The sequence below is a fragment of the Enterobacter cloacae complex sp. CDL013 genome (assembly GCF_049238805.1).
GTDB classification, from domain to species: Bacteria; Pseudomonadota; Gammaproteobacteria; order Enterobacterales; family Enterobacteriaceae; genus Enterobacter; species Enterobacter hormaechei_C.
Genome location: NZ_JBMKGT010000003.1, coordinates 518,846 through 540,991 on the forward strand (window position 1 = coordinate 518,846; position 22,146 = coordinate 540,991).

The window sequence follows — 22,146 nt, forward strand, 5'->3', positions numbered from 1 at the left end:
GCGGGTCTTTTTATTTCTTCAGCATCAGTCGGAGAAAGTTACAGCGCTCTCATCCACAGCGGCATAAAGCTCAGGCTCCCCCAGCGCATAGCCTTCATTGCGAAGATAAGAATTAACGTATTCACTTTTCTCATCATCAAACTCAGCCCGGAATGATCGGGTTCGGGACTGGGTATAAATGTGCAGATTATCCAGCGTAGTGACCGCAAGACGTTTTCCCGGCATGAACGGCGGGATAAAAGCAAACCGTCCGGCAACCGAACTGACTGCCATTTGCGCAGCATCCACATCAGCCGGGCGATCAGCCGCGTTGAAGAGCTTAAGTCGCTGTTTAGCAGCAAGCTCGGCACCCACGAGAACCACCAAGCGTGGATCTTCACGATAAGGTTCGGCAATCAGCTCTGTAATGAGCTGATTAGCAAGCAGGTCGAGATTCTTCCATTCCCCGGTTTCACCGAGGGTTACAGGAGTAGTTAAGACTTGTTGACCACCCTGATAGTTTTTTGCCAGCGCATGCCACCCGATATTTACGTCTTCACCTTTTTTATTCATCTTTGGATCAGTCGTATCGGCAATTGACTCTCCATTAAAACCAACCCGCAACATATCAAGTGCATAAGCCTGACTAAAAAACGCACTGACCGATTTATCAAATTCGCCCTGAGCACCTGTATGATAAATATGTGACATATCTAAATAGCTGATTCGTGCACATGTGTCAGTTTCGGACAGAAAAAATTCAGTGCCGTTTATCGCTAACATCTTATGGAATCTGCCACCGTGAACTCGTCCTGTATGTAACTCGCTGGCTCCAATATTAATGGCATTACCTGAAATAGCATTAACGTCACGCAAAGTGATATTATTGATTAACCAACCAGACTCAAGAATTGAGCTTCGCAAAATATTTTCAGTTGGTTTGCTTAATGAAAACCGTCTATTTGAAGATTCCTGGTAATTTGTACCAGATACGAATTTACTGTGATAACGGCGTGCAGCGTCCGGCCTTTCGGCTTTGAATGCGTACATGATTTATCCTTTTATTATTTACGAAATATTTTTTTCTTGTATTCAGAGAGCTGATTATATTTCATAGCATGCTCTGCATATTCACGATCGCTTACTACGGAGCGAAGAATGGCATTTTCAGCGCGATAGTACTCCCGATAGGCCATAGTTCGACTTATCCCACCTCTTTCCAGTTCGTAACGGTCATTTGGGTATGCACAACATTTAAGAATGTGCTCAACTGCATTATCCAGTGCACATAGAGCATCCAAGATAAATCTCACATCCCGAACTAAAGTCGCATCGTTTAAAACGTTAATAAACTCAGCGGGAGAAGTTAACGGTCTGGAAAACGAGTTAATATATTTTTTACTAATGTTCTTCCCGATATGTTCAGCCTCTTCAAGTAACAAACTTCCGAATCCTCTGAAGAGACTTACCCGCGTTTGCTGCTCTTTCTGTCGTAAAAATGCAGAATTGTACTGTCGTTCATAGGCATCACGCGCCCCTTTCACGGCATTTTTGTTTTTTACTTCAGAAACTGTTCTGGAGTTAACATTCAACCCTGCATTTTTTAATGCGTACTCGGCAGCGCTAACATCCTTTTGTCGGAAGGATAACTCTTCTTCTTCACGCTGACATAGCACCTCAAGTCGACTCATTAAGAGATTGATTTCATCGGCAGTCGCTTCCGTATCGGGGATTGTTAGCCCTGTTAAAGAACGTAATTCCTCTCCTTTATGACGCAGTTTATTTAACATAAAGATCTCGATGATTCTTATTATACATGCAGAATCACCATATCCTTCATTGAAGATACTGACCTTATAAGTATCTAATACCGTAACTTGTTCGCATTTAAGAGAAGGATAAAAGGATTTACCCTCCATTGGGAGTTTAATAGATGTCATATTAGTCATATTGGTCCTATTCTTAACAATTTTAATTAGATGTGTGACTATCTCTCCAGGCATAATAATCACCAGCACGCCACCTTGACATACGTCCTAACTTAATCGGCTTCGGGAATTTACCAAGAGAGATCAGCTTATAAATCCACTTATCAGTAAACAAGCAATCAGAGGTGATATACTTCATATCAATTAGTGAGTCTGCACTAGGGCGAGTATCAGTGAGCGCCATGATTCGTTCCTCTCAATTCATCAATTCGTGTCAACGGAGAGGATTAAAGCACTTGGTTTGGATGTAAAAAAGGCGAGTAAGTAAAAAAAACTTACTCGCCAATAATGTTAATTATTTGTAAAAACAGGTTTTTTGAAAATACTTGAAATCAACTTACTAATTACTGCGAAAGACAACGGAGGTTCTTTCTTATCAGGCCAAAATTCATCGGCTCGGGTGAAGATAAGCTCTGTTAACGCTGTAGCGTTGTCTTTTTTAACATTCGAATTTTCTTTATAAAGATAAATGGCCACACTCAAAACTTGATTTCTTTTTGCTGCATGTCGCTCTTGTTGAGCAATTGATAGCGTTTTATATACATCAGCAGACGATGACTCATTATTAATGATGTTATGAAGCTTTCGAACGTCCTCGCTTTCAAGATACCCATCATGCTCCAAAAAAAAGCCATCCGAATTTTTCCAGTCCATCTGGATAAATTTAACATCATTTGAAAACACTTTACCAGCTGGAACGAGAAGTGAAGGGTAATCTGGAAATTGACCACTAAAAAAGATAAAGTCTTTTTGGACTTTTGGCGGATATTTAAAATAACCTTTGATACGTGCAATAACTAAATTTTTATCATTTTTTACTTCATATATTTTTATGAGGCTATATTGACTAATATAACTATAACCCTCATCGTCCTTATCCAATGAATCAATATGATTAATAAATTCACTTATATTTCTTACTCGATGCTTTGAGAAGTTACCCTCCCTGCCTACATAGGCTGAGAACAAAAAATCGTTCTCCCCGGCCAGATACAAAATATCTTCTTCTTCACAACTTAGTATCTTAGCAGCTTCAGCCACTTTATAATGTGTGCGAAATAATTTTAAAGGAGTAGATTTATTTGCCATTAAGATTAATTCCCTCAATAAAATCCGCATACCATTGCATCATATTCCTGCGCCCTTCTAAATATTGAGCATGGTTGTAAATCCCACGAATAGAATTTTTATCCAAATGTGCAAGCTGGGTTTCAATCCAAGCACTGTTAAAACCTTTCTCGTGTAGAATCGTACTCATCGTATGCCTGAAACCATGCCCCGTCACTCGACCAGCATATCCAATACGTTTAAAAACTTGGTTGATGCTGGCTTCACTCATGCACTTACTGGGATCGTTGCGTCCAGGAAACATGAGCGGATAGTTGCCTGTCAGTTCTTTCAATCGCCCGAGATGAGCTAATGCTTGTCTTGATAGCGGTACAATATGAGCCCTACGCATTTTCATGCGTTCTTTAGGGATTTCCCACAGTGCGTTCTCAAAATCCACCTCACGCCATTCCGCTGCTCGTAACTCTCCAGTTCTGAGACCTGTTAAGATGAGCAAATATGCACCCAGTAATACAATCGGACTTCCTGAATAAGCGTTAAGAGCAGTAAAGAACTCCGGCAGCTCGTTAGCTTTCAGGAATGGATAGTGAACTGCTTCGTGCCCTTGCATTGCACTGGCAAGATCCGGTGCCGGGTTGTAGATCGCTCGACCTGTTACGATGGCATAGCGGAATACTTCACCGCATCGTTGACGGACTTTCTTCGCTTTTTCCATTGCTCCTCGGGCTTCTATTAATCTCAGAACTTCAAGCAGCTCTAGGGGCTTAATATCAGCAATGGGTCGATGGCCAATCTGCGGGAAGATGTCTTTCTCAAATGCCTCAATGATGTCTGAAGCGTAGCCTTCAGACCATTTAGGTGACTTCATTTTGTGCCACTCTAACGCCACTTCTTTGAATGGATTGAGTATCTCTGTAGCAGCGGTTAAAGCATGTTTTTTGGCTTTCTTCACTTCACCAGGGTCTTCACCGGCTGCGAGCAATTTCTTTGCGTCTTCACGCTTTTGCCTGGCATCAGCCAAAGAAACCGTTGGATAGACACCAAAAGATAAACGCTTCTCTTTGCCAGCAAAACGGTACTTCATACGCCAGTAACGTGAGCCATTGGGTTCTACTTGAAGATACAGACCACCTCCATCAGACAGCTTGTAGCTCTTCTCTTTTCCTTTCGCGGCTTCAACCTTTCGGGCATTCAGCATCATTGGGGGCACATTTCCTAGACCGAACAGAACATGCCCCTGATTGTGCCCCCAAAGGCATGTTGATTTCAATAGATAGAGGTTGACGTCAAATGACTGAAAACAACGTAAAACCTATGTTTTAAAAGGATTTTATTGATGTGAGTTGACTTGAGAAAACTAGGGGATGGTGCCGATAATAGGAGTCGAACCTACGACCTTCGCATTACGAATGCGCTGCTCTACCAACTGAGCTATATCGGCCCTGAAAGGCCGGTTACGAGCGTAACCACGGGGCAAAAGAGTAGATCTAACCGGGTGATGCGTCAATGCCCTTTTGAATCAAACGGCTATTTTTGCATCACCCGCGATTATTTACGCACGAATGGTATCATCACCAAAGCCGATCCACTTGTAGGTGGTCAGCGCTTCCAGCCCCATCGGACCGCGGGCGTGCAGCTTCTGTGTGCTCACCGCCACCTCCGCGCCCAGACCAAACTGGCCGCCATCGGTAAAGCGCGTCGAGGCATTGACGTAAACCGCAGACGAATCCACTTCATTCACAAACCGATCGGCATTGCGCAGGGTGCGCGTCAGGATCGCGTCAGAATGCTGGGTTCCGTGTTCACGAATGTGCGCAATAGCGTCATCGAGATCCGCAACTACCTTCACGTTCAGATCCAGCGACAAATACTCATCGTCGTACTGCTCCGCATTAACCGGAACGACCTTCGCCGGACCGTCTTTCAGCAGGGCGAAAGCGCTCTCGTCCGCATGCAGCGTGACGCCACTTTCCGCCATCTGCTTGCTCAGCGCTGGCAGGAAGGTACTGGCGATGCCCTGATGCACCAGCAGCGTTTCTACCGTATTACAGGTGCTTGGACGCTGGGTTTTAGCGTTGACGATAATCTTCAGCGCAGGTTCTACCTCCGCGGTGTCATCCACCACGATATGGCATACGCCAATACCACCGGTGATCACCGGAATGGTAGATTGCTCGCGGCACAGCTTGTGCAGGCCCGCACCGCCGCGTGGGATGAGCATGTCGATGTATTTGTCCATGCGCAGCATCTCGTTAACCAGAGCACGGTCGGGGCTTTCAATCGCCTGCACGGCACCCGCCGGTAAACCACACTCCTCCAGCGCCTGCTGGATGACGTTTACCGTCGCGGCGTTGGTGCGCCAGGTCTCTTTCCCGCCACGCAGGATCGCGGCGTTACCGGTCTTCAGGCACAGGGAGGCGACATCCACCGTCACGTTTGGACGCGCTTCGTAAATCACCCCAATGACGCCAAGCGGCACGCGACGACGTTCAAGGCGTAACCCGCTGTCGAGCACCCCACCGTCAATCACCTGCCCTACCGGGTCGGCGAGGTTGCACACCTGACGGACGTCGTCGGCAATACCTTTCAGACGCGCCGGGGTCAGCGCCAGACGGTCGAGCATCGCTTCGCTCAAGCCGTTGCGACGCGCTTCCAGCAGATCCTGCTCGTTGGCGAGCAAAATTTCCTGCGACTGAGATTCCAGATAATCAGCGATTTTTTCCAGCACGCGGTTTTTCTCGCGGCTGGAAAGGAGCGCCAGTTTATACGAGGCGGCTTTCGCGGCTGCGCCCATTTGTTCCAGCATGTTCTTGCTCCTTAACGAATAATCATGTCGTCGCGATGCACGGCAACCGGGCCATATTCATAGCCCAGGATGGCGTCGATCTGCTGGGAATGGTGGCCAGCAATCCGACGCAGCGCGTCGCTGTTATAACGGCTTACGCCATGAGCGATGTCGCGACCTTCAAGGTTACGGATTCGGATCACTTCACCACGCGAGAAGTTGCCTGTCACGCTTTTAATTCCTTTTGGAAGTAACGAGCTTCCTCTTTCCAGAATAGCGGCGGTCGCGCCTTCATCCACGGTCAGTTCGCCAGCCGGGGGCGCACCAAAGATCCAGCGTTTTCGGTTTTCCAGCGGGGTCGCCTGGGCGTGGAAGCGAGTACCCACAGAGATGCCTTCCATCACATCACCGATTACGCCCGGACGGCTGCCCGCGGCGATGATGGTGTCGATACCGGCCCGGCACGCCACGTCCGCGGCCTGGAGCTTGGTGCCCATGCCGCCTGTCCCCAGACCAGAAACGCTGTCACCCGCGATGGCGCGCAGCGCATCGTCAATGCCGTGAACGTCTTTGATCAGTTCAGCCTGTGGATTAGAGCGCGGATCAGCGGTAAACAGCCCCTGCTGATCGGTCAGAAGCAGCAGCTTATCGGCCCCTGCCAGGATCGCCGCCAGCGCAGAGAGGTTATCGTTGTCGCCCACTTTGATTTCAGCGGTGGCAACAGCGTCGTTTTCGTTAATGACCGGAACGATATGGTTATCCAGCAGCGCACGCAGCGTATCGCGGGCATTCAGGAAACGTTCTCTGTCTTCCATATCCGCACGCGTCAGCAGCATCTGCCCGACGTGAATGCCGTAGATGGAGAACAGTTGTTCCCAGAGCTGTATGAGTCGGCTTTGTCCCACGGCGGCCAGCAGCTGTTTGGAAGCGATCGTCGCGGGGAGTTCGGGGTAGCCCAGGTGTTCACGCCCGGCGGCAATCGCCCCGGATGTCACAATTACAATACGATGCCCTGCGGCATGCAACTGAGCGCACTGACGTACAAGCTCAACGATATGGGCACGATTCAGGCGGCGCGATCCGCCTGTTAACACACTGGTACCGAGTTTTACCACCAGCGTCTGGCTGTCACTCATGATTCTCTGCCGTTCAACAATAAGGGAAAATGATGTCAGTCAGACGTTTTAACAGGTGTCAGCCCCGTTGCCAACTGCCTTAGCGCATGACCCGTCACTTTGTTGCGCGGGATCAGGAAGCGTAGCGGCAGATTTTGACAATTTTATTACCGAAAAATTAAAACATACTTTTTTAGACATATTCTTACTTTGTCATAAAACTTTCACCCACGAACGATAAAACCCTTCCTGTTTTTCACGGGGTAATAAGCCGAATCTTATTACTCAGCGAATATTAGCGCGTTTTTATAAAATCAGGATTGAAAATGAAAAAGAGCACTCTGGCATTAGTGGTAATGGGCGTAGTTGCTTCCGCATCTGTTCAGGCAGCAGAAGTTTATAATAAAAACGGGAATAAACTGGACGTGTACGGCAAAGTAAAAGCAATGCACTACATCAGTGATGATGACGCTAAGGATGGTGACCAGACTTATGTTCGTTTCGGCTTTAAGGGTGAAACGCAGATTAACGATCAGCTGACGGGCTACGGACGTTGGGAAGCTGAGTTCGCGGGTAACAAAGCTGAAAGCGACTCTTCTCAAAAAACACGTCTGGCATTTGCCGGGCTGAAACTGAAAGACTTCGGCTCACTGGATTATGGCCGTAACCTGGGCGCGCTGTATGATGTCGCCGCATACACCGATATGTTCCCGGAGTTCGGCGGTGACGGCCTGGCACAGACCGATAACTTCATGACGAAACGCGCCTCCGGTCTGGCCACATACCGTAATACCGATTTCTTTGGCCTGGTTGACGGCCTGAATATGACCCTGCAATACCAGGGCAAAAATGAAAACCGCGACGTGAAGAAGCAAAACGGTGACGGCTTCGGTACCTCCCTGAGCTATGACTTCGGCGGCAGCGATTTTTCTGTGATTGGTGCGTATGCCAGCTCCGACCGCACCAACGAGCAAAACCTTCAGGCACGCGGCGAAGGTAAAAAAGCAGAAGGCTGGGCAACCGGTTTGAAATATGATGCCAATGATATTTATCTGGCCACTATCTATTCCGAAACCCGCAATATGGCCCCTATTTCCGGTGGCTTTGCAAATAAAGCGCAAAACTTCGAAGTAGTCGCGCAATATCAGTTTGACTTTGGCCTGCGTCCATCTCTGGGTTACGTGCAGTCTAAAGGCAAAGATATCGAAGGTATCGGCGATGAAGATATCGTGAAATACATCGACGTAGGTGCGACATATTATTTCAACAAAAATATGTCTGCGTTTGTTGATTATAAGATCAACCAGATTGATGACGATAATAAACTGGGCGTAAGCAGCGATGATATCGTTGCGCTGGGCATGACCTACCAGTTCTGATGTTGTGGTAATAAAAAAACCGGCGCTGAGCCGGTTTTTTTGTGCCCGGTGATGCTGTGCTTACCGGGCGTACGGGATAGTACATTTTTCAGACCGGGTAAGGCGTAGCCGCCACCCGGCGCTGGGACATCATCAGGCTCTCAGTTTCACCGCTTCGCTGGAAAAATCGTCCGCAGGCTCCAGCTTCAGATCCAATGTTGCCAGCAGGTCGCGAGCTCTGCCGTGAAATTCTTTTAGCGTATGCTCCAGGCGATCGATCACTTCCTGATCTTTGATGCTCGTCGCCTGCCAGTGCCCGTCTTTATTAAACAGGCCAAACTGATAGGTATAGGTAAAACGGTTTTCCTGTGCTTCCATTTCCATCCACCAGCCCCAGAACTCACGTTTTTCGGGTGCAGGCTTCACGTTGACGCAAACAGCCAGGCAGTCGAAAAAAAAGCGATTCTCTTCACACTGCTCTTCTCGAATATACGGGCCAAGAGCCATGAACTTCTTAATCAGTCTACTTTTCGGGTGTCCACTCGGTAACGTCATTGCGATCTCCTTTTGTGAAGCACTGTTTTACCAAACCAACGAAATTTAGCAAACTATTAACACAATCTCTGCGTGATCCAGCGTGTGATCTCTTTCAGCGCTTTGTCAAAATTCTGGTACACCGGGCTGAAGGGCACCTCCAGCAATTTACCATCAGAAGATGACGACGTGATTAAGCGTGACTCCTCTTCCGGGCTAAACGGATCGTTCTTCCAGAAACCGGACATCATCGGGGTTGGGCAGCGGCGGCCGAGTAAGCCCTGCGTTTTTAATGAATAACGATTAAGTTCAATGCGCAACGCTTCGTCTGAAGCATCATGCATGCCAAGTCGGCTCGCCAGTACGTCCAGATACATCTCAGGAACGCTACCCTGACGCGCAGGATCGCTTAACAGAGCATGCACCACCGGACCAAGACAGGCGACGGCCTTCAGGCGTGAAGATTCAAGGTAGGCAAGCCGTACCGCGACGTTAGCGCCGAAGCGGAAGCCAAACGCGCCAACCCGGGTGTGATCAACCCAGGGGATATTCTCCAGCGCTTTTAATGCATGCTGGTGCAGCAGGCTGGAGTCTTGCGTAAGTTTCCATTTGGATGAAAAACCAATGGAAGGCATATCAAGCGTGAGCATGGCGATTCCGTTTGGGGCAAAGTAGCGCTCATACAGGCTGTAATAGTCAATTTGTAACGAGTCCAGTCCACCGCACATCAGAACCGTCGGGAACGGCCCTTCCCCCTCCGGCATATGCAGGAATCCGGTCACCGGGCTGCCGCCGGGAATGGCGAACTCAATTTCACGCATCCGGCCAGGCAACCGCTGCGCAGCCTCTTCATAAGCCCGGTTTGCCAGCGCCTGCGCCTGCTCTGCCAGTTCGTCGCCTTTAAGATGCGGATATGCAGCGATGCTGTAAAGGTTTGCCGCATGCAGCCAGTGCTTGCCGCTGAGAGTGGCATCTTCTTCCTGGCTCGCTTTTTGCTGCCAGAGCATGGCCTGCTTTGACCATTCGTAGATCCAGTTTCCACCACGGTAGCCCACCACCGTATCGTAGAGATCGCTGTCGGTACGCTCGGACTCGCTCATCACGATACGCGCCTGCACGTCGAGGATTTCACGCGGATCGATGCCGCGCCAGATCCACATCAGGCGGTTAATCATTCGATACCAGTGGGGCACGTTTTTACCGTCTAACGCTGACTGAACGGCAGGCATTGTCCCCGGATTAAACCGACGCACCAGCGTCGACGTTTCAGGGTGCTTGAAACGGGGTTTGAAGAGAGTTTCGGTGAGATTCGCCTGCGTCATTGCGTTGCCTCCATGGATACGTCATATGAAGACCATTGTAACGCGTGGCAGGGTAAAAAGAACAACGCCCGGCATAACCGGGCGTGTAAAGTTACGTACTGAAATTAACGGCCAGAGATAGGCGGTACGAAGACCACGCCCATATCCCATGGCTGTTCAATCCAGGTATCCTGCGGGATATCAATGACGTAATCATCAACCAGTGGGCGACCCGCTGGTTTCGCGAAGATAGTGACGAAGTGCGCTTTTGGATACATTTCGCGGATAGCCACCGCAGTACCGCCGGTATCCACCAGATCGTCGATAACGATAAAGCCTTCACCGTCGCCTTCCGCGCGTTTCAGCACTTTCAGTTCGCGCTGGTTGTCGTGATCGTAGCTGGAGATACATACGGTATCGACATGACGAATACCCAGCTCACGTGCCAGCAGCGCCCCCGGTACCAGACCGCCACGGCTGACGGCAATAATGCCTTTCCACTGTTCGGAAGGCATCAGACGCGCAGCCAGTTTGCGTGCGTGAATCTGCAACATGTCCCAGGTGACGACGTATTTTTCGCTCATGTGAAGTGTCCCAGCCTGTTTATATACGGCTTAAAAAAAATGAGGGTGAACCAGGTTGCGCGAGATTATAGAGATCTGACGCACTAAAAACCAGTGTTACGCGCCATGAGCCTGAGTTTTTACATGCTTAATGCTACCAGCCACGGGAGAAAGTGGTATTCTCAGTTGCATCTCGCAAGCCTGACTTGTGGTAATAATCAACCTGCTAACCCTGTGACCTGCAACATTGTTTTGCAGCGCATCGACAAGGAGACCTATCGTGTCTGAACTGTCTCAATTATCTCCACAGCCGCTGTGGGATATTTTTGCCAAAATCTGCTCCATTCCGCACCCTTCCTATCACGAAGAACAGCTTGCCGAACATATTATGGGCTGGGCAAAGGAAAAAGGTCTGCACGCTGAACGCGACCAGGTTGGCAATATTCTTATCCGCAAACCTGCCACCGCAGGTATGGAAAACCGTAAGCCAGTGGTATTGCAGGCGCACTTGGACATGGTTCCGCAGAAAAACAACGACACCGTTCACGACTTCACAAAAGACCCGATTCAGCCGTACATCGACGGCGAGTGGGTGAAGGCGCGGGGCACGACCCTGGGCGCAGATAACGGCATTGGTATGGCTTCCGCGCTGGCCGTGCTGGCTGACGACAGCGTTGAACACGGTCCGCTGGAAGTGCTGCTGACCATGACTGAAGAAGCGGGCATGGATGGCGCGTTCGGTCTCCAGGCAAACTGGCTGCAAGCGGACATTCTGATCAACACCGACTCCGAAGAAGAAGGTGAGATCTACATGGGCTGCGCGGGCGGGATCGATTTCATCTCTACCCTGCCGCTGTCCCGCGAAGCGATCCCTGCTGGATTCGAGACCTTTAAGCTGACGCTGAAAGGGCTGAAAGGCGGTCACTCCGGCGGTGATATTCACCTGGGCCTGGGCAACGCCAACAAACTGCTGGCGCGTTTCCTGGCGGGCCATGCCGCTGAACTGGATCTGCGTCTGGTGGACTTCAACGGCGGTACTCTGCGTAACGCGATCCCTCGCGAAGCCTTCGCTACCTTGGCAGTGCCTGCGTCGAAAGCGGACGAGCTGAAAAACCTCTCCAGCGTGTATCTGGAGATCCTGAAAAACGAACTGTCTGCAAAAGAGAAAAACCTGACGGTGGTGCTGGAGTCCGTTACGACGGATAAAGCCGCGCTGACCGCACAGTCTCGTGACACGTTCGTCCAGCTGCTGAACGCAACGCCAAACGGCGTTATTCGCAACTCTGACGTGGCGAAAGGCGTGGTGGAAACCTCTCTGAACGTGGGCGTGGTGACCATGGGTGACGACAGCGCAGAGATCATCTGCCTGATCCGTTCCCTGATCGACAGCGGTAAAGAGTACGTTGTGAGCATGCTGGAATCTCTGGGTACCCTGGCGGGCGCGAAAACGTCTGCAAAAGGCAGCTACCCGGGCTGGCAGCCGGATGCAAGTTCTCCGGTCATGGCACTGGTGCGTGAAACTTATCAGCGACTGTTCAACAGCACCCCGAACATTCAGGTTATTCACGCGGGTCTGGAGTGTGGTCTGTTCAAGAAACCGTATCCGGATATGGACATGGTCTCCATTGGGCCGACCATCACGGGTCCACACTCCCCGGATGAACAGGTTCATATTGAAAGCGTCGGTCACTACTGGACGCTGCTGACTGAGCTGCTGAAAGCAATCCCTGCGAAGTAATTCGTCGTCTGTTGCCCGGTGGCGCTACGCTTACCGGGCCTACAATTAGCGTAATCTACAGTCCCAACACCAGCTGACGCTCCAGCTGCGGATCCAACAAGGTGACGTGCAGCCCCACCAGCCTCACCCCTCGCCCGCCCCGCCGTTCTTCCCATGCCTTTTTTGCCGTCGCGATAAGATCCTCTTTGTTGAGGCGTGGCCAGACGTGTTCCTGCGTCGTTTGCTGAAAATCGTTAAATTTCAGTTTGATGCCCTGCCGGGCAATAAGCAGATCCGGTTTGACCTTCAGTAAGCGTCGTTCAAGTTCAGGATAGAGTTGTTCCGTAATAATGGTTTCACATTCGGTCCAGTCATGGATATCTTCACTCAGCGTGCGTTCAACGCCGACCGATTTACGCAGCCGTTCGTTGTTCACATCCCGGTCATCAATGCCCTGACTGCGTTCCCACAGTACGCGGCCAAACTTGCCAAAACGCTTAAGCAGCAGCGCCAGATCGCTGCGCTGAACGTCTTCGCAGGTGCGTAGCCCCATACTTTCCAGCTTCGCGGCGGAGACTTTGCCCACTCCGGGGATTTTGCTGAGCGGCAGCGTCTTTAAAAACGCCGAAACCTCTTCCGGAGTGATAACGTACTGGCCGTTGGGCTTATTTAAATCGGAGGCGATTTTGGCGAGAAATTTGACCGGCGCGACACCCGCCGATGCCGTCAGGTTCAGCTCGTTAAAAATAGTCTGGCGGATCTCCTGCGCCATCAGGGTGGCGGAGCCGTGGCAGTGCACGCTGTGGGTGACATCAAGATAGGCTTCATCCAGCGATAACGGTTCGATAAGTGAAGTGTAGCGGGAAAAGATCTCCCGAATGTGGCTCGATGCTTCTTTATAGGCATCAAAACGTCCGGGCAAAAGAGTGAGATGCGGGCACAGTTTCAGCGCCATCGCTGTCGGCATGGCGCTGCGCACGCCGTATTTGCGAGCAGGATAGTTGGCGGTGCTGATGACACCGCGCTGTACCCGGCTGCCGCCAATGGCAATGGGAATATCCCGCAGCGCCGGGTTGTCACGCATCTCCACTGCGGCAAAAAAGCAGTCCATATCGACATGGATTATTTTGCGCATAGTAAGCCCTCACTCGTTACTGGATAAGTATACAGTAAACAAATGAGGGTTGAGAAGTGTGCATGGGAATTGTCGGGTGGCGGCGTTGCCTTACCCGACCAGGAAGACTAAATAATGCGTTGCTGCTCGCGAGCCATCCGCTTTTTCCGCGCATCGCACGGTTCCGGACAATCGCACACTTTTTCCATTCCGATGGAAGAGATGCCTCCGCAACTGCCCTGAATGCTTTTACGCTTGATGATCCAGCCTAAGGACATGCCGAAGATCACCAGCACAAACACCGCAAAGGTCGCCAGAAAGGTCAGCATAATCAGCCTCCGAAATCATCGAGCATGATGTTCTCATCTTCCACGCCAAGATCTTTTAGCATCTTAATCACGGCCGCGTTCATCATTGGTGGACCACACATATAGAACTCGCAGTCTTCCGGTGCCGGGTGCTGTTTGAGGTAATTTTCATACAGCACGTTGTGGATGAAGCCCGTATAGCCTGTCCAGTTATCTTCCGGCTGCGGATCGGATAACGCCACATGGAAGGTAAAGTTAGGGTTATCACGTGCCAGTTGTTCAAACTCATCGTCATAGAACATTTCGCGCAGTGAACGCGCTCCGTACCAGAAGCTGATCTTGCGCTTGCTGCCAAGTCGTTTGAGCTGGTCAAAGATATGCGAACGCATCGGCGCCATACCCGCTCCGCCGCCGATAAAGACCATCTCCGCGTCAGTATCTTTGGCAAAGAATTCGCCGAACGGGCCGGAAATCGTCACTTTGTCGCCAGGCTTGAGGGACCAGATATAGGATGACATGACGCCAGGGGGGGCATCAGGCACATTCGGTGGCGGCGTGGCGATACGCACGTTGAGCATAATAATGCCCTTCTCTTCCGGGTAGTTAGCCATGGAATAGGCGCGGAGCGCGGGCTCTTTTACCTCGGAAACAAAGCGGAAGAGGTTAAATTTATCCCAGTCGGCCCGGTACTCTTCGGGCACGTCGAAGTCAGCATAAGCGACGGTGTGTGCCGGACATTCAATCTGGATATACCCACCCGCACGGAACGGGACGCTCTCCCCTTCAGGGACACGCAGCTTGAGCTCTTTAATGAACGTGGCTTTGTTATCGTTAGAGATAACTTCGCACTCCCATTTTTTCACGCCGAAGATCTCCTCCGGCAGCTCAATCTTCATGTTCTGGCGCACAGCGACCTGACACGCCAGACGGCATCCCTCTTTCGCTTCACGCTTCGTAATATGCGACAGTTCCGTTGGCAGAATATCACCGCCGCCCTCTTTCACCGTCACACGGCACTGGCCACAGGAGCCACCGCCGCCACAGGCAGACGAGACAAAAATCCCGTTGCCGGAGAGCGTGTTAAGCAGCTTATCCCCTGCCGGGGTACGGATCTGATTCTGCGGATCGTCATTGATATCAATGATCACATCCCCGGAATTGACCAGCTTCGCACGCGCCGCCAGGATCAGCCCTGACAGCACCAGTACTATCAGCGTGAACATCACCACGCCAAGAATAATTTCCATTTGTTAGCCCTTATAGCTGCACACCGGAGAAGGACATAAAGCCCAACGCCATCAGGCCGGTGGTGATAAAGGTGATCCCTAAGCCACGAAGCCCCGCAGGTACGTTGGCATATTTCATTTTTTCACGGATCCCCGCCATGGTAACAATCGCCAGCATCCAGCCGATACCGGAACCGAAGCCATACACAACCGATTCACTGAAGTTGTAATCACGCTGAACCATAAAGGAAACACCGCCAAAAATGGCGCAGTTCACGGCGATCAGCGGCAGGAAGATCCCCAGCGCGTTGTACAGCGACGGGAAGTATTTATCGAGGATCATCTCCAGGACCTGAACAAGCGCCGCAATCACTCCGATAAAGGTGATGAAGTTCAGGAAGCTAAGATCAACCCCCTCCACCAGCGCGCCATCGCGCAGCACGAAGTTGAATACCAGGTTGTTAATCGGAACGGAAAGCCCCAGCACAACGGTAACTGCCACGCCCAGACCAAATGCCGTCGATACCTTTTTAGAAACGGCAAGGAACGTACACATGCCCAGGAAGAAAGCGAGCGCCATGTTTTCAACAAACACCGCGCGCACAAATAAACTCAGGTAATGAGCCATTGTCGGTTACTCCTTTTCCTGCTGTTCAGGCTTCAACGTACGAATCAGCCAGATCAGCAAACCGATAATGAAAAATGCGCTTGGGGCCAGCAGGAACAGGCCGTTCGGCAGATACCAGCCGCCGTTCTGTACCGTATCCAACACCGGAATACCAAACAGCTTGCCGCTGCCAATAAGTTCGCGCAGGAAACCAACCGTCAACAGGATTACGCCGTAACCCAGGCCGTTGCCGATACCGTCCATAAAGCTCGCCAGCGGCGGCATTTTCATCGCATAGGCTTCAGCACGCCCCATCACGATACAGTTGGTGATAATCAGGCCGACAAACACCGAAAGCTGCTTCGAGGTTTCATAGGCGAAGGCGCGCAGGAGCTGATCGACCACGATCACCAGCGAGGCGATGATCGCCATCTGCACGATGATCCTTACGCTGTTGGGTATGTGGTGGCGGATCATTGAGATAAACATGCTGGAAAACGCTGTCACCAGCGTTACCGCCAGCGTCATGACCACCGCCGTTTCCAGCTTGGTGGTGACCGCCAGCGCCGAGCACACCCCCAGCACCTGAAGCGTTATCGGGTTATTGGCTAACAGCGGGCCAATCAGCACCTTTTTAACTTCTTTCAGTTCACCCGTATCAGCCATTATTCAGCGCTCCTTCACGTACATTCTTCAGGAAGGGACCAAAGCCCAGTTCACCCATCCAGAAATCAAAGCTGTGCTGCACACCGTTTGAGGTGAGCGTGGCGCCGGAAAGGCCATCAACGGCAAATTCATCGCCGGGACGCGCGCCCCCTTTTACCACCTTCAGCGCAGGCTGGCCGTTGTCGTCGAGCACTTTTTTACCAACAAACTGTGCCCGCCAGTTAGGGTTCTCAACTTCGCCCCCCAGCCCCGGCGTTTCGCCCTGATCGTAATAAGTAATGCCTTTAACCGTACGGCCGTCGGTATCCAGCGCCACAAAGGCGTACATCATTGACCATAAACCGTTGCCATAGATGGGCAACACGATTTTCTGAATGCGTTTTTGCTCGTCACGGACGAGGTAAATCTCCGCGACATTGCTGCGGCGCTTAATGCCTGCCGGATCCTGCGAGGCGTCAAGCGTGGTGCTCATTTGCGGATCTTTTAGCGCCAGCGCCTGGTTGTATTTCGCCGGGTCTTTATCCATTAACTCCCCGGTTTTTAAATCCACCAGCCGTGCGGTAATACGTTCGGCAAACACCGCTGCGACGTCATCCTTCGTCATGCCTTCCTGCATCAGCCCGGCAACGGCCAGGATGTTACGCTGTTTATCCAGCGCACGTTGCTCCTGCTGTAGCGGTTTCAACCCTACGGCAGAACCGGCCACGACAATGGAACAAACCAGACACAGTACCAGCACCACCAGCAGCGTTTTGCTGATGCTGTCGTTATTTTTGATCTCAGCCACGCGCCTTCCTCCGTTTAATGTTGGCGCGCACGACCAGGTAGTCGAACAGCGGCGCAAACAGATTGGCAAACAGAATGGCCAACATCATCCCTTCCGGATAAGCCGGGTTGACCACGCGAATCAGTACACACATCACCCCAATGAGCGCGCCGTAACACCATTTACCTCTGTCGGTAAACGAAGCCGAGACGGGATCGGTGGCCATGAACATCATGCCAAACGCAAAGCCTCCCAGCACGAGGTGCCAGTACCACGGCATGGAGAACATCGGGTTTGTGTCTGAACCAATGAAGTTGAAAAGCGTGGCGGTGAGTACCATCCCGAGCATGACGCCAGCGACAATGCGCCAGGACGCCACGCGGCCAAAGAGGATGATGGCTCCGCCGATCAAAATCATCAGGGTAGACACTTCACCGATGGAGCCTGGGATATTGCCGATAAACGCATCAAACCAGGTGACAGGCTGTCCGGTTGCATTATTGACCAGCGTTTCGCCGCCGCCTGCCGCCCACTGTGAAAGTGGCGTCGCGCCGGAGAATCCGTCTGCTGCCGTCCACACCAGGTCGCCCGAGATTTGCGCCGGATAAGCAAAGAACAGGAACGCGCGTCCTGCCAGCGCCGGGTTGAGGAAGTTGCGTCCGGTCCCGCCGAAGATCTCCTTGGCAATCACCACGCCAAAGCTGATCCCCATCGCCGCCTGCCAGAGCGGCAGCGTTGGCGGAACAATCAGCGCAAACAGAATAGAGGTAACAAAGAAGCCCTCGTTGATCTCATGTTTGCGAATAATGGCGAACAGCACCTCCCAGAAACCGCCCACGATAAAGACAGTCATATAGATGGGGAGGAAGAAGACAGCGCCCAGCGTCATCATGCTGATCCAGCCGGCATCTGCCGCAAAGCTCACCCCCAGCGACTGTGCCAGACGATAGTGCCAGTCAGACTGAATCACCTGCGCCAGCTGCTCTGCATCATACATATGGTGCAGCGCCGGAATAGACTGCAACCCAACGTTATACATCCCCCAGAACATGGCCGGGAAGACCGCAAACCAAACCAGAATCATCATTCGCTTGAGGTCGATGGCGTCGCGAACGTGCGCCGCGCCTTTCGTTACCAGACCCGGCGTGTAGAAAATGGTCGTTGTCGCTTCATACAGCGGGTAGTACTTTTTGAGCTTCCCTTCGGTAAAGTGCGGCTCAATTTTTTCAAAGAGGTGTTTTAAGCCCATGTTTATCCTTCCTGCTCAATGCGGGTTAACACCTCGCGCAATACGGGTCCATATTCGTATTTACCTGGACACACATAGGTACACAGCGCCAGATCTTCTTCGTCCAGCTCCAGACAGCCCAGCGCCTGGGCACCGTCGGTATCACCGGCCAGGAGATCCCGCAGCAGCACGGTGGGCAGAATATCCAGCGGCATCACGCGTTCGTAGTTGCCAATCGGAACCATGGCGCGCTCACCGCCGTTGGTGCTGGTGGAGAAGTTAAACAGCTTATGACGCAGGAAGTGGCCGAGCGTGGTGCGGGTTACCGAGTATTTTTCTGCGCCAGGCAGTACCCAGCCGAACAGCTCTTTCTCGCGTCCTTCAAGCACCACACTCACCTGAAGATGGAAACGACCCAGCCAGGCCATCGGGCCTGTCGCGTGCCTGCCGCTCAGCACCGAACCGGAAATAATACGGTTTTCACCCTCTTTCGTTTCGCCAGCCAACAGCGCCGTCAGGTCAGCCCCAAGCAGCGTGCGAACCAGACGCGGTTGGGTTGCCTGAGGGCCGCCGATGGCAATAATGCGTTCTGCGCACAGCTCACCCGTGGTGAACAGCTTACCGATAGCGATCACGTCCTGATAATTAAGATGCCAGACCTGTTTCGTCAGGCTTACCGGCTCCAGGAAATGAATATGCGTTCCCACCAGCCCCGCCGGATGCGGGCCGGCAAATTCATTAAAGGCCACCTGCCCTTGCGGATGACCGCCCAGCTTACCGCCGCTGGCCTGGCAGACATGCACTTTGCCCGGCGTCAGGCGTGTTAACACGGTGAGGCCGGCATCGAAAGCTTTTCGTTCCGCCAGGATAAGAGGCTGCGGATCTGCGCTGAGCGGGTTGGTGTCGATGGCCGTAACGAAGATAGCGGCCGGCACAGTGCCTGGCACGGGCGTTTTGCTATAGGGCCGCGTGCGAAGCGCCGTCCACAGTCCCGACTCCAGCAGTTGCGTCTGCACCACGTCGTGGCTGAGGGTGGCGAGATCGGCGGCGTCAAAACGCGCAAATTCGCGTTTCTCATCACCTTCAATTTGAATAACAACCGATTGCAGGACGCGACGCTCACCACGATGGATGGCAACAACGGTGCCGCTGGCTGGGGCTGTAAACATAACGCCAGGATTTTTTTTATCCTCGAAGAGTGCCTGGCCTTTTATTACGCGATCGCCTTCCTGTACCAGCATCGCAGGACGCATGCCCACGTAATCATCACCTACAATGGCGACATGATGAATACTGGCGCCGGTGGTAACGTGCTGTTCAGGCACGCCAGAGATTGGCAGATCGAGTCCTTTTCTGATTCTAAACATGTGGTTAGCAGGTATCCATGAACAACAATCCAGAGAGGCCGGAGTGTACCATTTTCGGCCCTGCCAGGGGCAGCAAATCCGCCGTCTGGCGCGCCGAAATGCGAGCTATTGCGCAAAGTTCCTGGAGTCAGGACAATGTGAATGGGTTATAAAGTAAAACTAATTTGTAAACGCAAAGGTTGGCTCTTGCGAAAATCTCCATCGGTGCTAATGTGAGCGCTCCTGTCCAGATTAGTCTGATTTCGGGTGTCTTTTGCCGTTCTGGCAAGTTGGTCATTGTTTTATCAAGGAACCAGTAGTATGCGTAAAATCGCATTGTTCATTGCGATGCTTCTGATACCGTGCATGTCGTTTGCCGGGCTGCTTGGCAGTAATAGTTCAACGACGCCGATCAGTAAAGAGTATAAACAGCAGTTGATGGGATCCCCGGTTTATATTCAAATCTTCAAGGAAGAGCGCACACTCGATCTGTTTGTCAAAATGGGCGAGACGTATCAGCTGCTCGATAGCTACAAAATCTGTAACTATTCTGGCGGGCTGGGGCCGAAACAGCGGCAGGGTGACTTCAAAAGTCCGGAAGGGTTTTACAACGTTCAGCGTAACCAGCTAAAACCGGACAGCCGCTTCTATAAAGCGATTAACATCGGTTTCCCCAATGCCTTCGACCGTGCGCACGGTTACGAAGGGAAATACCTGATGATCCACGGCGCCTGCGTGTCTGTCGGCTGTTATGCGATGACGGATTCCGGCATTGATGAAATCTTCCAGTTTGTCACGGGCGCACTGGTCTTCGGTCAGCCGAATGTTCAGGTCAGCATCTATCCGTTCCGTATGACGGATGCGAACATGGCACGCCATAAGTACTCTGTTTACACAGATTTCTGGAAACAGCTAAAACCGGGCTATGACTACTTCGAGCAGACCCATAAGCCGCCGGTGGTGTCCATCGTCAATGGCCGTTACGTGGTGAGTAAACCGCTCAGCCATGAAGTGGTTCAGCCGCAGCTGGCGTCAAATTACGCGGTCCCCGAGACAAAATAGCGCCCACTCGCCTGGCATGATCTTTTGCCAGGTTTCGTTGCCCGTCAGTGGCTGCGTTGCAATGACAGTGACCACATCGTTCGGTGTGGTCTCCTTCTGAAAATCAATTTCCACATCCTGATCGAGCAGCGTGGCGACGCCAAACGGCGCACGTCGGGTGATCCAGAACAGATTTGTCGAGCAGAACGCCATCACGTAGCGCCCGTCAGACAGCAGCATATTAAAGACGCCCTTCGCGCGTAACTCAGACGCCAGTGACGCTATGTACTTAAAAACGGCGGTCATGTTGCCGGGCGTACGGGGATAGCGCTCGGTCAGCTTATGCAGCAGCCAGCAAAATGCTTTTTCGCTGTCCGTTTCACCGACAGGACGAAAATTGCCGGTTTCCAGTGATTTATAGCCCGAGAGCTGCCCGTTGTGCGCATAGGTCCAGTTACGGCCCCACAGTTCACGGGTAAACGGATGGGTATTTTCCAGCGCCACTTCGCCGCGATTGGCCTGGCGGATATGGGCGATCACCGAACAGGATTTAATAGGATAGTCCTGCACCAGTCTGGCAATGGGTGAGTTAAAGCTGGGCTGTGGATCTTTAAACGTGCGGCATCCTTTGCCTTCGTAGAAGGTAATGCCCCAGCCGTCTTTATGCGGCCCGGTTCCTCCACCGCGCTGAACCAGCCCGGTAAAACTAAAGCAGATATCGGTTGGCACATTGGCGCTCATCCCGAGCAGTTCGCACATAGATCACCTCCACAACAGCGGGGGGCACCGGCGCCCCCCAGCGAAGTCTTACTTAACCATCTCTTTTTCGATCAATTGGATCAGGATGTGGATCACTTTGATGTGAATTTCCTGAACGCGATCGGCATAACCGAAGTGTGGAACGCGGATTTCAATGTCCGCTGTACCGTCCATCTTACCGCCATCTTTCCCGGTCAGGGTGATCACTTTCATGCCCTTCTCACGCGCGGCGGCGATCGCTTTGATCACGTTAGCGGAGTTACCGGACGTGGAGATACCGAGAAGCACATCGCCTTCACGGCCTACGGCTTCAACGTAGCGGGAAAAGATGTGGTCGTAACCAAAGTCGTTGCCTACACAGGAGATGTGGCTCACGTCGGAAATCGCAATCGCCGGGTAGCCCGGACGGTTTTCGCGATAGCGTCCGGTCAGCTCCTCGGCGAAGTGCATGGCGTCACAGTGGGAACCGCCGTTACCGCAGGAGAGCACTTTACCGCCGGCTTTGAAGCTGTCGGCAAGCAGGACCGCCGCGCGCTGAATAGCGTGAATATTGGCATCATCTTTCAGAAAGTTCGCCAGCGTTTCCGCCGCTTCGTTCAGTTCGTTACGAATAAGATCCTGGTACATGAGGATAATCCTTCAGTATTGATGAAATAACACAGTGGAGTGTACCGGAT

At 51.9% G+C, this 22,146-nt stretch carries 23 protein-coding genes and 1 tRNA gene; 3 read left to right on the forward strand and 21 right to left on the reverse strand.

Going from position 1 to position 22,146, the window contains the following annotated elements; translation table 11 throughout:
* Positions 1 to 24: 24 nt before the first annotated feature.
* From ACOTXD_RS08190 to proB, 8 genes are all read right to left on the reverse strand, one after another.
* On the reverse strand, positions 25 to 1,029 hold the full coding sequence (locus ACOTXD_RS08190; protein ID WP_063979381.1) for a P2 family phage major capsid protein: 1,005 nt from the start codon (positions 1,027 to 1,029) through the stop codon (positions 25 to 27).
* Between the two features lie 14 nt (positions 1,030 to 1,043).
* Positions 1,044 to 1,928, reverse strand: a complete 885-nt coding sequence (locus ACOTXD_RS08195; RefSeq protein ID WP_421766397.1) for a hypothetical protein — start codon at positions 1,926 to 1,928, stop codon at positions 1,044 to 1,046.
* A gap of 22 nt (positions 1,929 to 1,950) precedes the next feature.
* Positions 1,951 to 2,151, reverse strand: coding sequence for a helix-turn-helix transcriptional regulator (locus ACOTXD_RS08200; RefSeq protein ID WP_045324665.1), 201 nt, complete (start codon positions 2,149 to 2,151; stop codon positions 1,951 to 1,953).
* A 107-nt stretch (positions 2,152 to 2,258) separates the two neighbouring features.
* Positions 2,259 to 3,056 carry a hypothetical protein gene (locus ACOTXD_RS08205; RefSeq protein WP_421766398.1) on the reverse strand — a complete coding sequence of 266 codons (798 nt, stop codon included), beginning with the start codon at positions 3,054 to 3,056 and terminating at the stop codon, positions 2,259 to 2,261.
* Positions 3,046 to 4,236, reverse strand: coding sequence for a tyrosine-type recombinase/integrase (locus tag ACOTXD_RS08210; RefSeq protein WP_047642328.1), 1,191 nt, complete (start codon positions 4,234 to 4,236; stop codon positions 3,046 to 3,048). The genes ACOTXD_RS08205 and ACOTXD_RS08210 overlap by 11 nt, the downstream gene beginning before the upstream one ends.
* 164 nt (positions 4,237 to 4,400) lie before the next feature.
* A tRNA-Thr gene (locus ACOTXD_RS08215) sits at positions 4,401 to 4,476 on the reverse strand.
* A 111-nt stretch (positions 4,477 to 4,587) separates the two neighbouring features.
* Positions 4,588 to 5,841 carry a glutamate-5-semialdehyde dehydrogenase gene (proA, locus tag ACOTXD_RS08220; protein WP_023324201.1) on the reverse strand — a complete coding sequence of 418 codons (1,254 nt, stop codon included), beginning with the start codon at positions 5,839 to 5,841 and terminating at the stop codon, positions 4,588 to 4,590.
* Positions 5,842 to 5,852: 11 nt separating this feature from the next.
* On the reverse strand, positions 5,853 to 6,956 hold the full coding sequence (gene proB, locus ACOTXD_RS08225) for a glutamate 5-kinase (RefSeq protein ID WP_023324200.1): 1,104 nt from the start codon (positions 6,954 to 6,956) through the stop codon (positions 5,853 to 5,855).
* 305 nt (positions 6,957 to 7,261) lie between these two features.
* On the opposite strand from proB, the gene phoE reads away from it, so the two are divergent.
* Positions 7,262 to 8,314: a phosphoporin PhoE gene (gene phoE / locus ACOTXD_RS08230; protein ID WP_003863199.1), complete on the forward strand. Its 1,053-nt coding sequence runs from the start codon at positions 7,262 to 7,264 to the stop codon at positions 8,312 to 8,314.
* Positions 8,315 to 8,446: 132 nt separating this feature from the next.
* Here the strand turns inward: phoE and crl are convergent, their stop codons facing one another.
* From crl to gpt, 3 genes are all read right to left on the reverse strand, one after another.
* A complete protein-coding gene (crl, locus tag ACOTXD_RS08235) occupies positions 8,447 to 8,848 on the reverse strand; it encodes a sigma factor-binding protein Crl (RefSeq protein ID WP_003863201.1) in 402 nt (133 codons plus the stop codon).
* A gap of 56 nt (positions 8,849 to 8,904) precedes the next feature.
* On the reverse strand, positions 8,905 to 10,149 hold the full coding sequence (gene frsA, locus ACOTXD_RS08240; protein ID WP_023295967.1) for an esterase FrsA: 1,245 nt from the start codon (positions 10,147 to 10,149) through the stop codon (positions 8,905 to 8,907).
* A gap of 104 nt (positions 10,150 to 10,253) precedes the next feature.
* Positions 10,254 to 10,712, reverse strand: coding sequence for a xanthine phosphoribosyltransferase (gene gpt, locus ACOTXD_RS08245; RefSeq protein WP_003863205.1), 459 nt, complete (start codon positions 10,710 to 10,712; stop codon positions 10,254 to 10,256).
* Between the two features lie 259 nt (positions 10,713 to 10,971).
* On the opposite strand from gpt, the gene pepD reads away from it, so the two are divergent.
* Positions 10,972 to 12,429 (forward strand): cytosol nonspecific dipeptidase, encoded by a 1,458-nt coding sequence (pepD, locus tag ACOTXD_RS08250; RefSeq protein WP_045347082.1) that lies wholly within the window; start codon positions 10,972 to 10,974, stop codon positions 12,427 to 12,429.
* Positions 12,430 to 12,484: 55 nt separating this feature from the next.
* Here pepD and dinB read toward each other — a convergent pair whose 3' ends face one another.
* The 8 genes from dinB to ACOTXD_RS08290 form a co-directional block, all read right to left on the reverse strand.
* On the reverse strand, positions 12,485 to 13,543 hold the full coding sequence (dinB, locus tag ACOTXD_RS08255) for a DNA polymerase IV (protein WP_003863209.1): 1,059 nt from the start codon (positions 13,541 to 13,543) through the stop codon (positions 12,485 to 12,487).
* Positions 13,544 to 13,650: 107 nt separating this feature from the next.
* Positions 13,651 to 13,851, reverse strand: a complete 201-nt coding sequence (gene nqrM, locus ACOTXD_RS08260; protein WP_003863212.1) for a (Na+)-NQR maturation NqrM — start codon at positions 13,849 to 13,851, stop codon at positions 13,651 to 13,653.
* A gap of 2 nt (positions 13,852 to 13,853) precedes the next feature.
* Positions 13,854 to 15,077: an NADH:ubiquinone reductase (Na(+)-transporting) subunit F gene (gene nqrF / locus ACOTXD_RS08265; RefSeq protein ID WP_023315477.1), complete on the reverse strand. Its 1,224-nt coding sequence runs from the start codon at positions 15,075 to 15,077 to the stop codon at positions 13,854 to 13,856.
* Positions 15,078 to 15,087: 10 nt separating this feature from the next.
* The gene (gene nqrE, locus ACOTXD_RS08270) at positions 15,088 to 15,684 is read right to left on the reverse strand and encodes an NADH:ubiquinone reductase (Na(+)-transporting) subunit E (RefSeq protein ID WP_045337366.1); all 597 of its coding nucleotides are present in this window, start codon (positions 15,682 to 15,684) and stop codon (positions 15,088 to 15,090) included.
* A gap of 6 nt (positions 15,685 to 15,690) precedes the next feature.
* Positions 15,691 to 16,329, reverse strand: a complete 639-nt coding sequence (locus ACOTXD_RS08275; RefSeq protein WP_003863219.1) for an NADH:ubiquinone reductase (Na(+)-transporting) subunit D — start codon at positions 16,327 to 16,329, stop codon at positions 15,691 to 15,693.
* Positions 16,322 to 17,116 (reverse strand): Na(+)-translocating NADH-quinone reductase subunit C, encoded by a 795-nt coding sequence (locus ACOTXD_RS08280; protein ID WP_003863221.1) that lies wholly within the window; start codon positions 17,114 to 17,116, stop codon positions 16,322 to 16,324. Before ACOTXD_RS08280 ends, ACOTXD_RS08275 begins: the two co-directional genes overlap by 8 nt.
* Positions 17,109 to 18,344, reverse strand: coding sequence for an NADH:ubiquinone reductase (Na(+)-transporting) subunit B (locus ACOTXD_RS08285; protein WP_022650427.1), 1,236 nt, complete (start codon positions 18,342 to 18,344; stop codon positions 17,109 to 17,111). Before ACOTXD_RS08285 ends, ACOTXD_RS08280 begins: the two co-directional genes overlap by 8 nt.
* A gap of 2 nt (positions 18,345 to 18,346) precedes the next feature.
* Positions 18,347 to 19,690, reverse strand: a complete 1,344-nt coding sequence (locus ACOTXD_RS08290; protein WP_032608602.1) for a Na(+)-translocating NADH-quinone reductase subunit A — start codon at positions 19,688 to 19,690, stop codon at positions 18,347 to 18,349.
* 300 nt (positions 19,691 to 19,990) lie between these two features.
* On the opposite strand from ACOTXD_RS08290, the gene dpaA reads away from it, so the two are divergent.
* Positions 19,991 to 20,731, forward strand: a complete 741-nt coding sequence (gene dpaA / locus ACOTXD_RS08295; RefSeq protein ID WP_023315473.1) for a peptidoglycan meso-diaminopimelic acid protein amidase — start codon at positions 19,991 to 19,993, stop codon at positions 20,729 to 20,731.
* Here the strand turns inward: dpaA and ACOTXD_RS08300 are convergent.
* On the reverse strand, positions 20,702 to 21,469 hold the full coding sequence (locus ACOTXD_RS08300; protein ID WP_003863229.1) for a class II glutamine amidotransferase: 768 nt from the start codon (positions 21,467 to 21,469) through the stop codon (positions 20,702 to 20,704). The two genes, dpaA and ACOTXD_RS08300, sit on opposite strands and share 30 nt — an antisense overlap.
* Positions 21,470 to 21,517: 48 nt before the next feature.
* The gene (gene lpcA, locus ACOTXD_RS08305; RefSeq protein ID WP_003863232.1) at positions 21,518 to 22,096 is read right to left on the reverse strand and encodes a D-sedoheptulose 7-phosphate isomerase; all 579 of its coding nucleotides are present in this window, start codon (positions 22,094 to 22,096) and stop codon (positions 21,518 to 21,520) included.
* Positions 22,097 to 22,146: the final 50 nt, after the last annotated feature.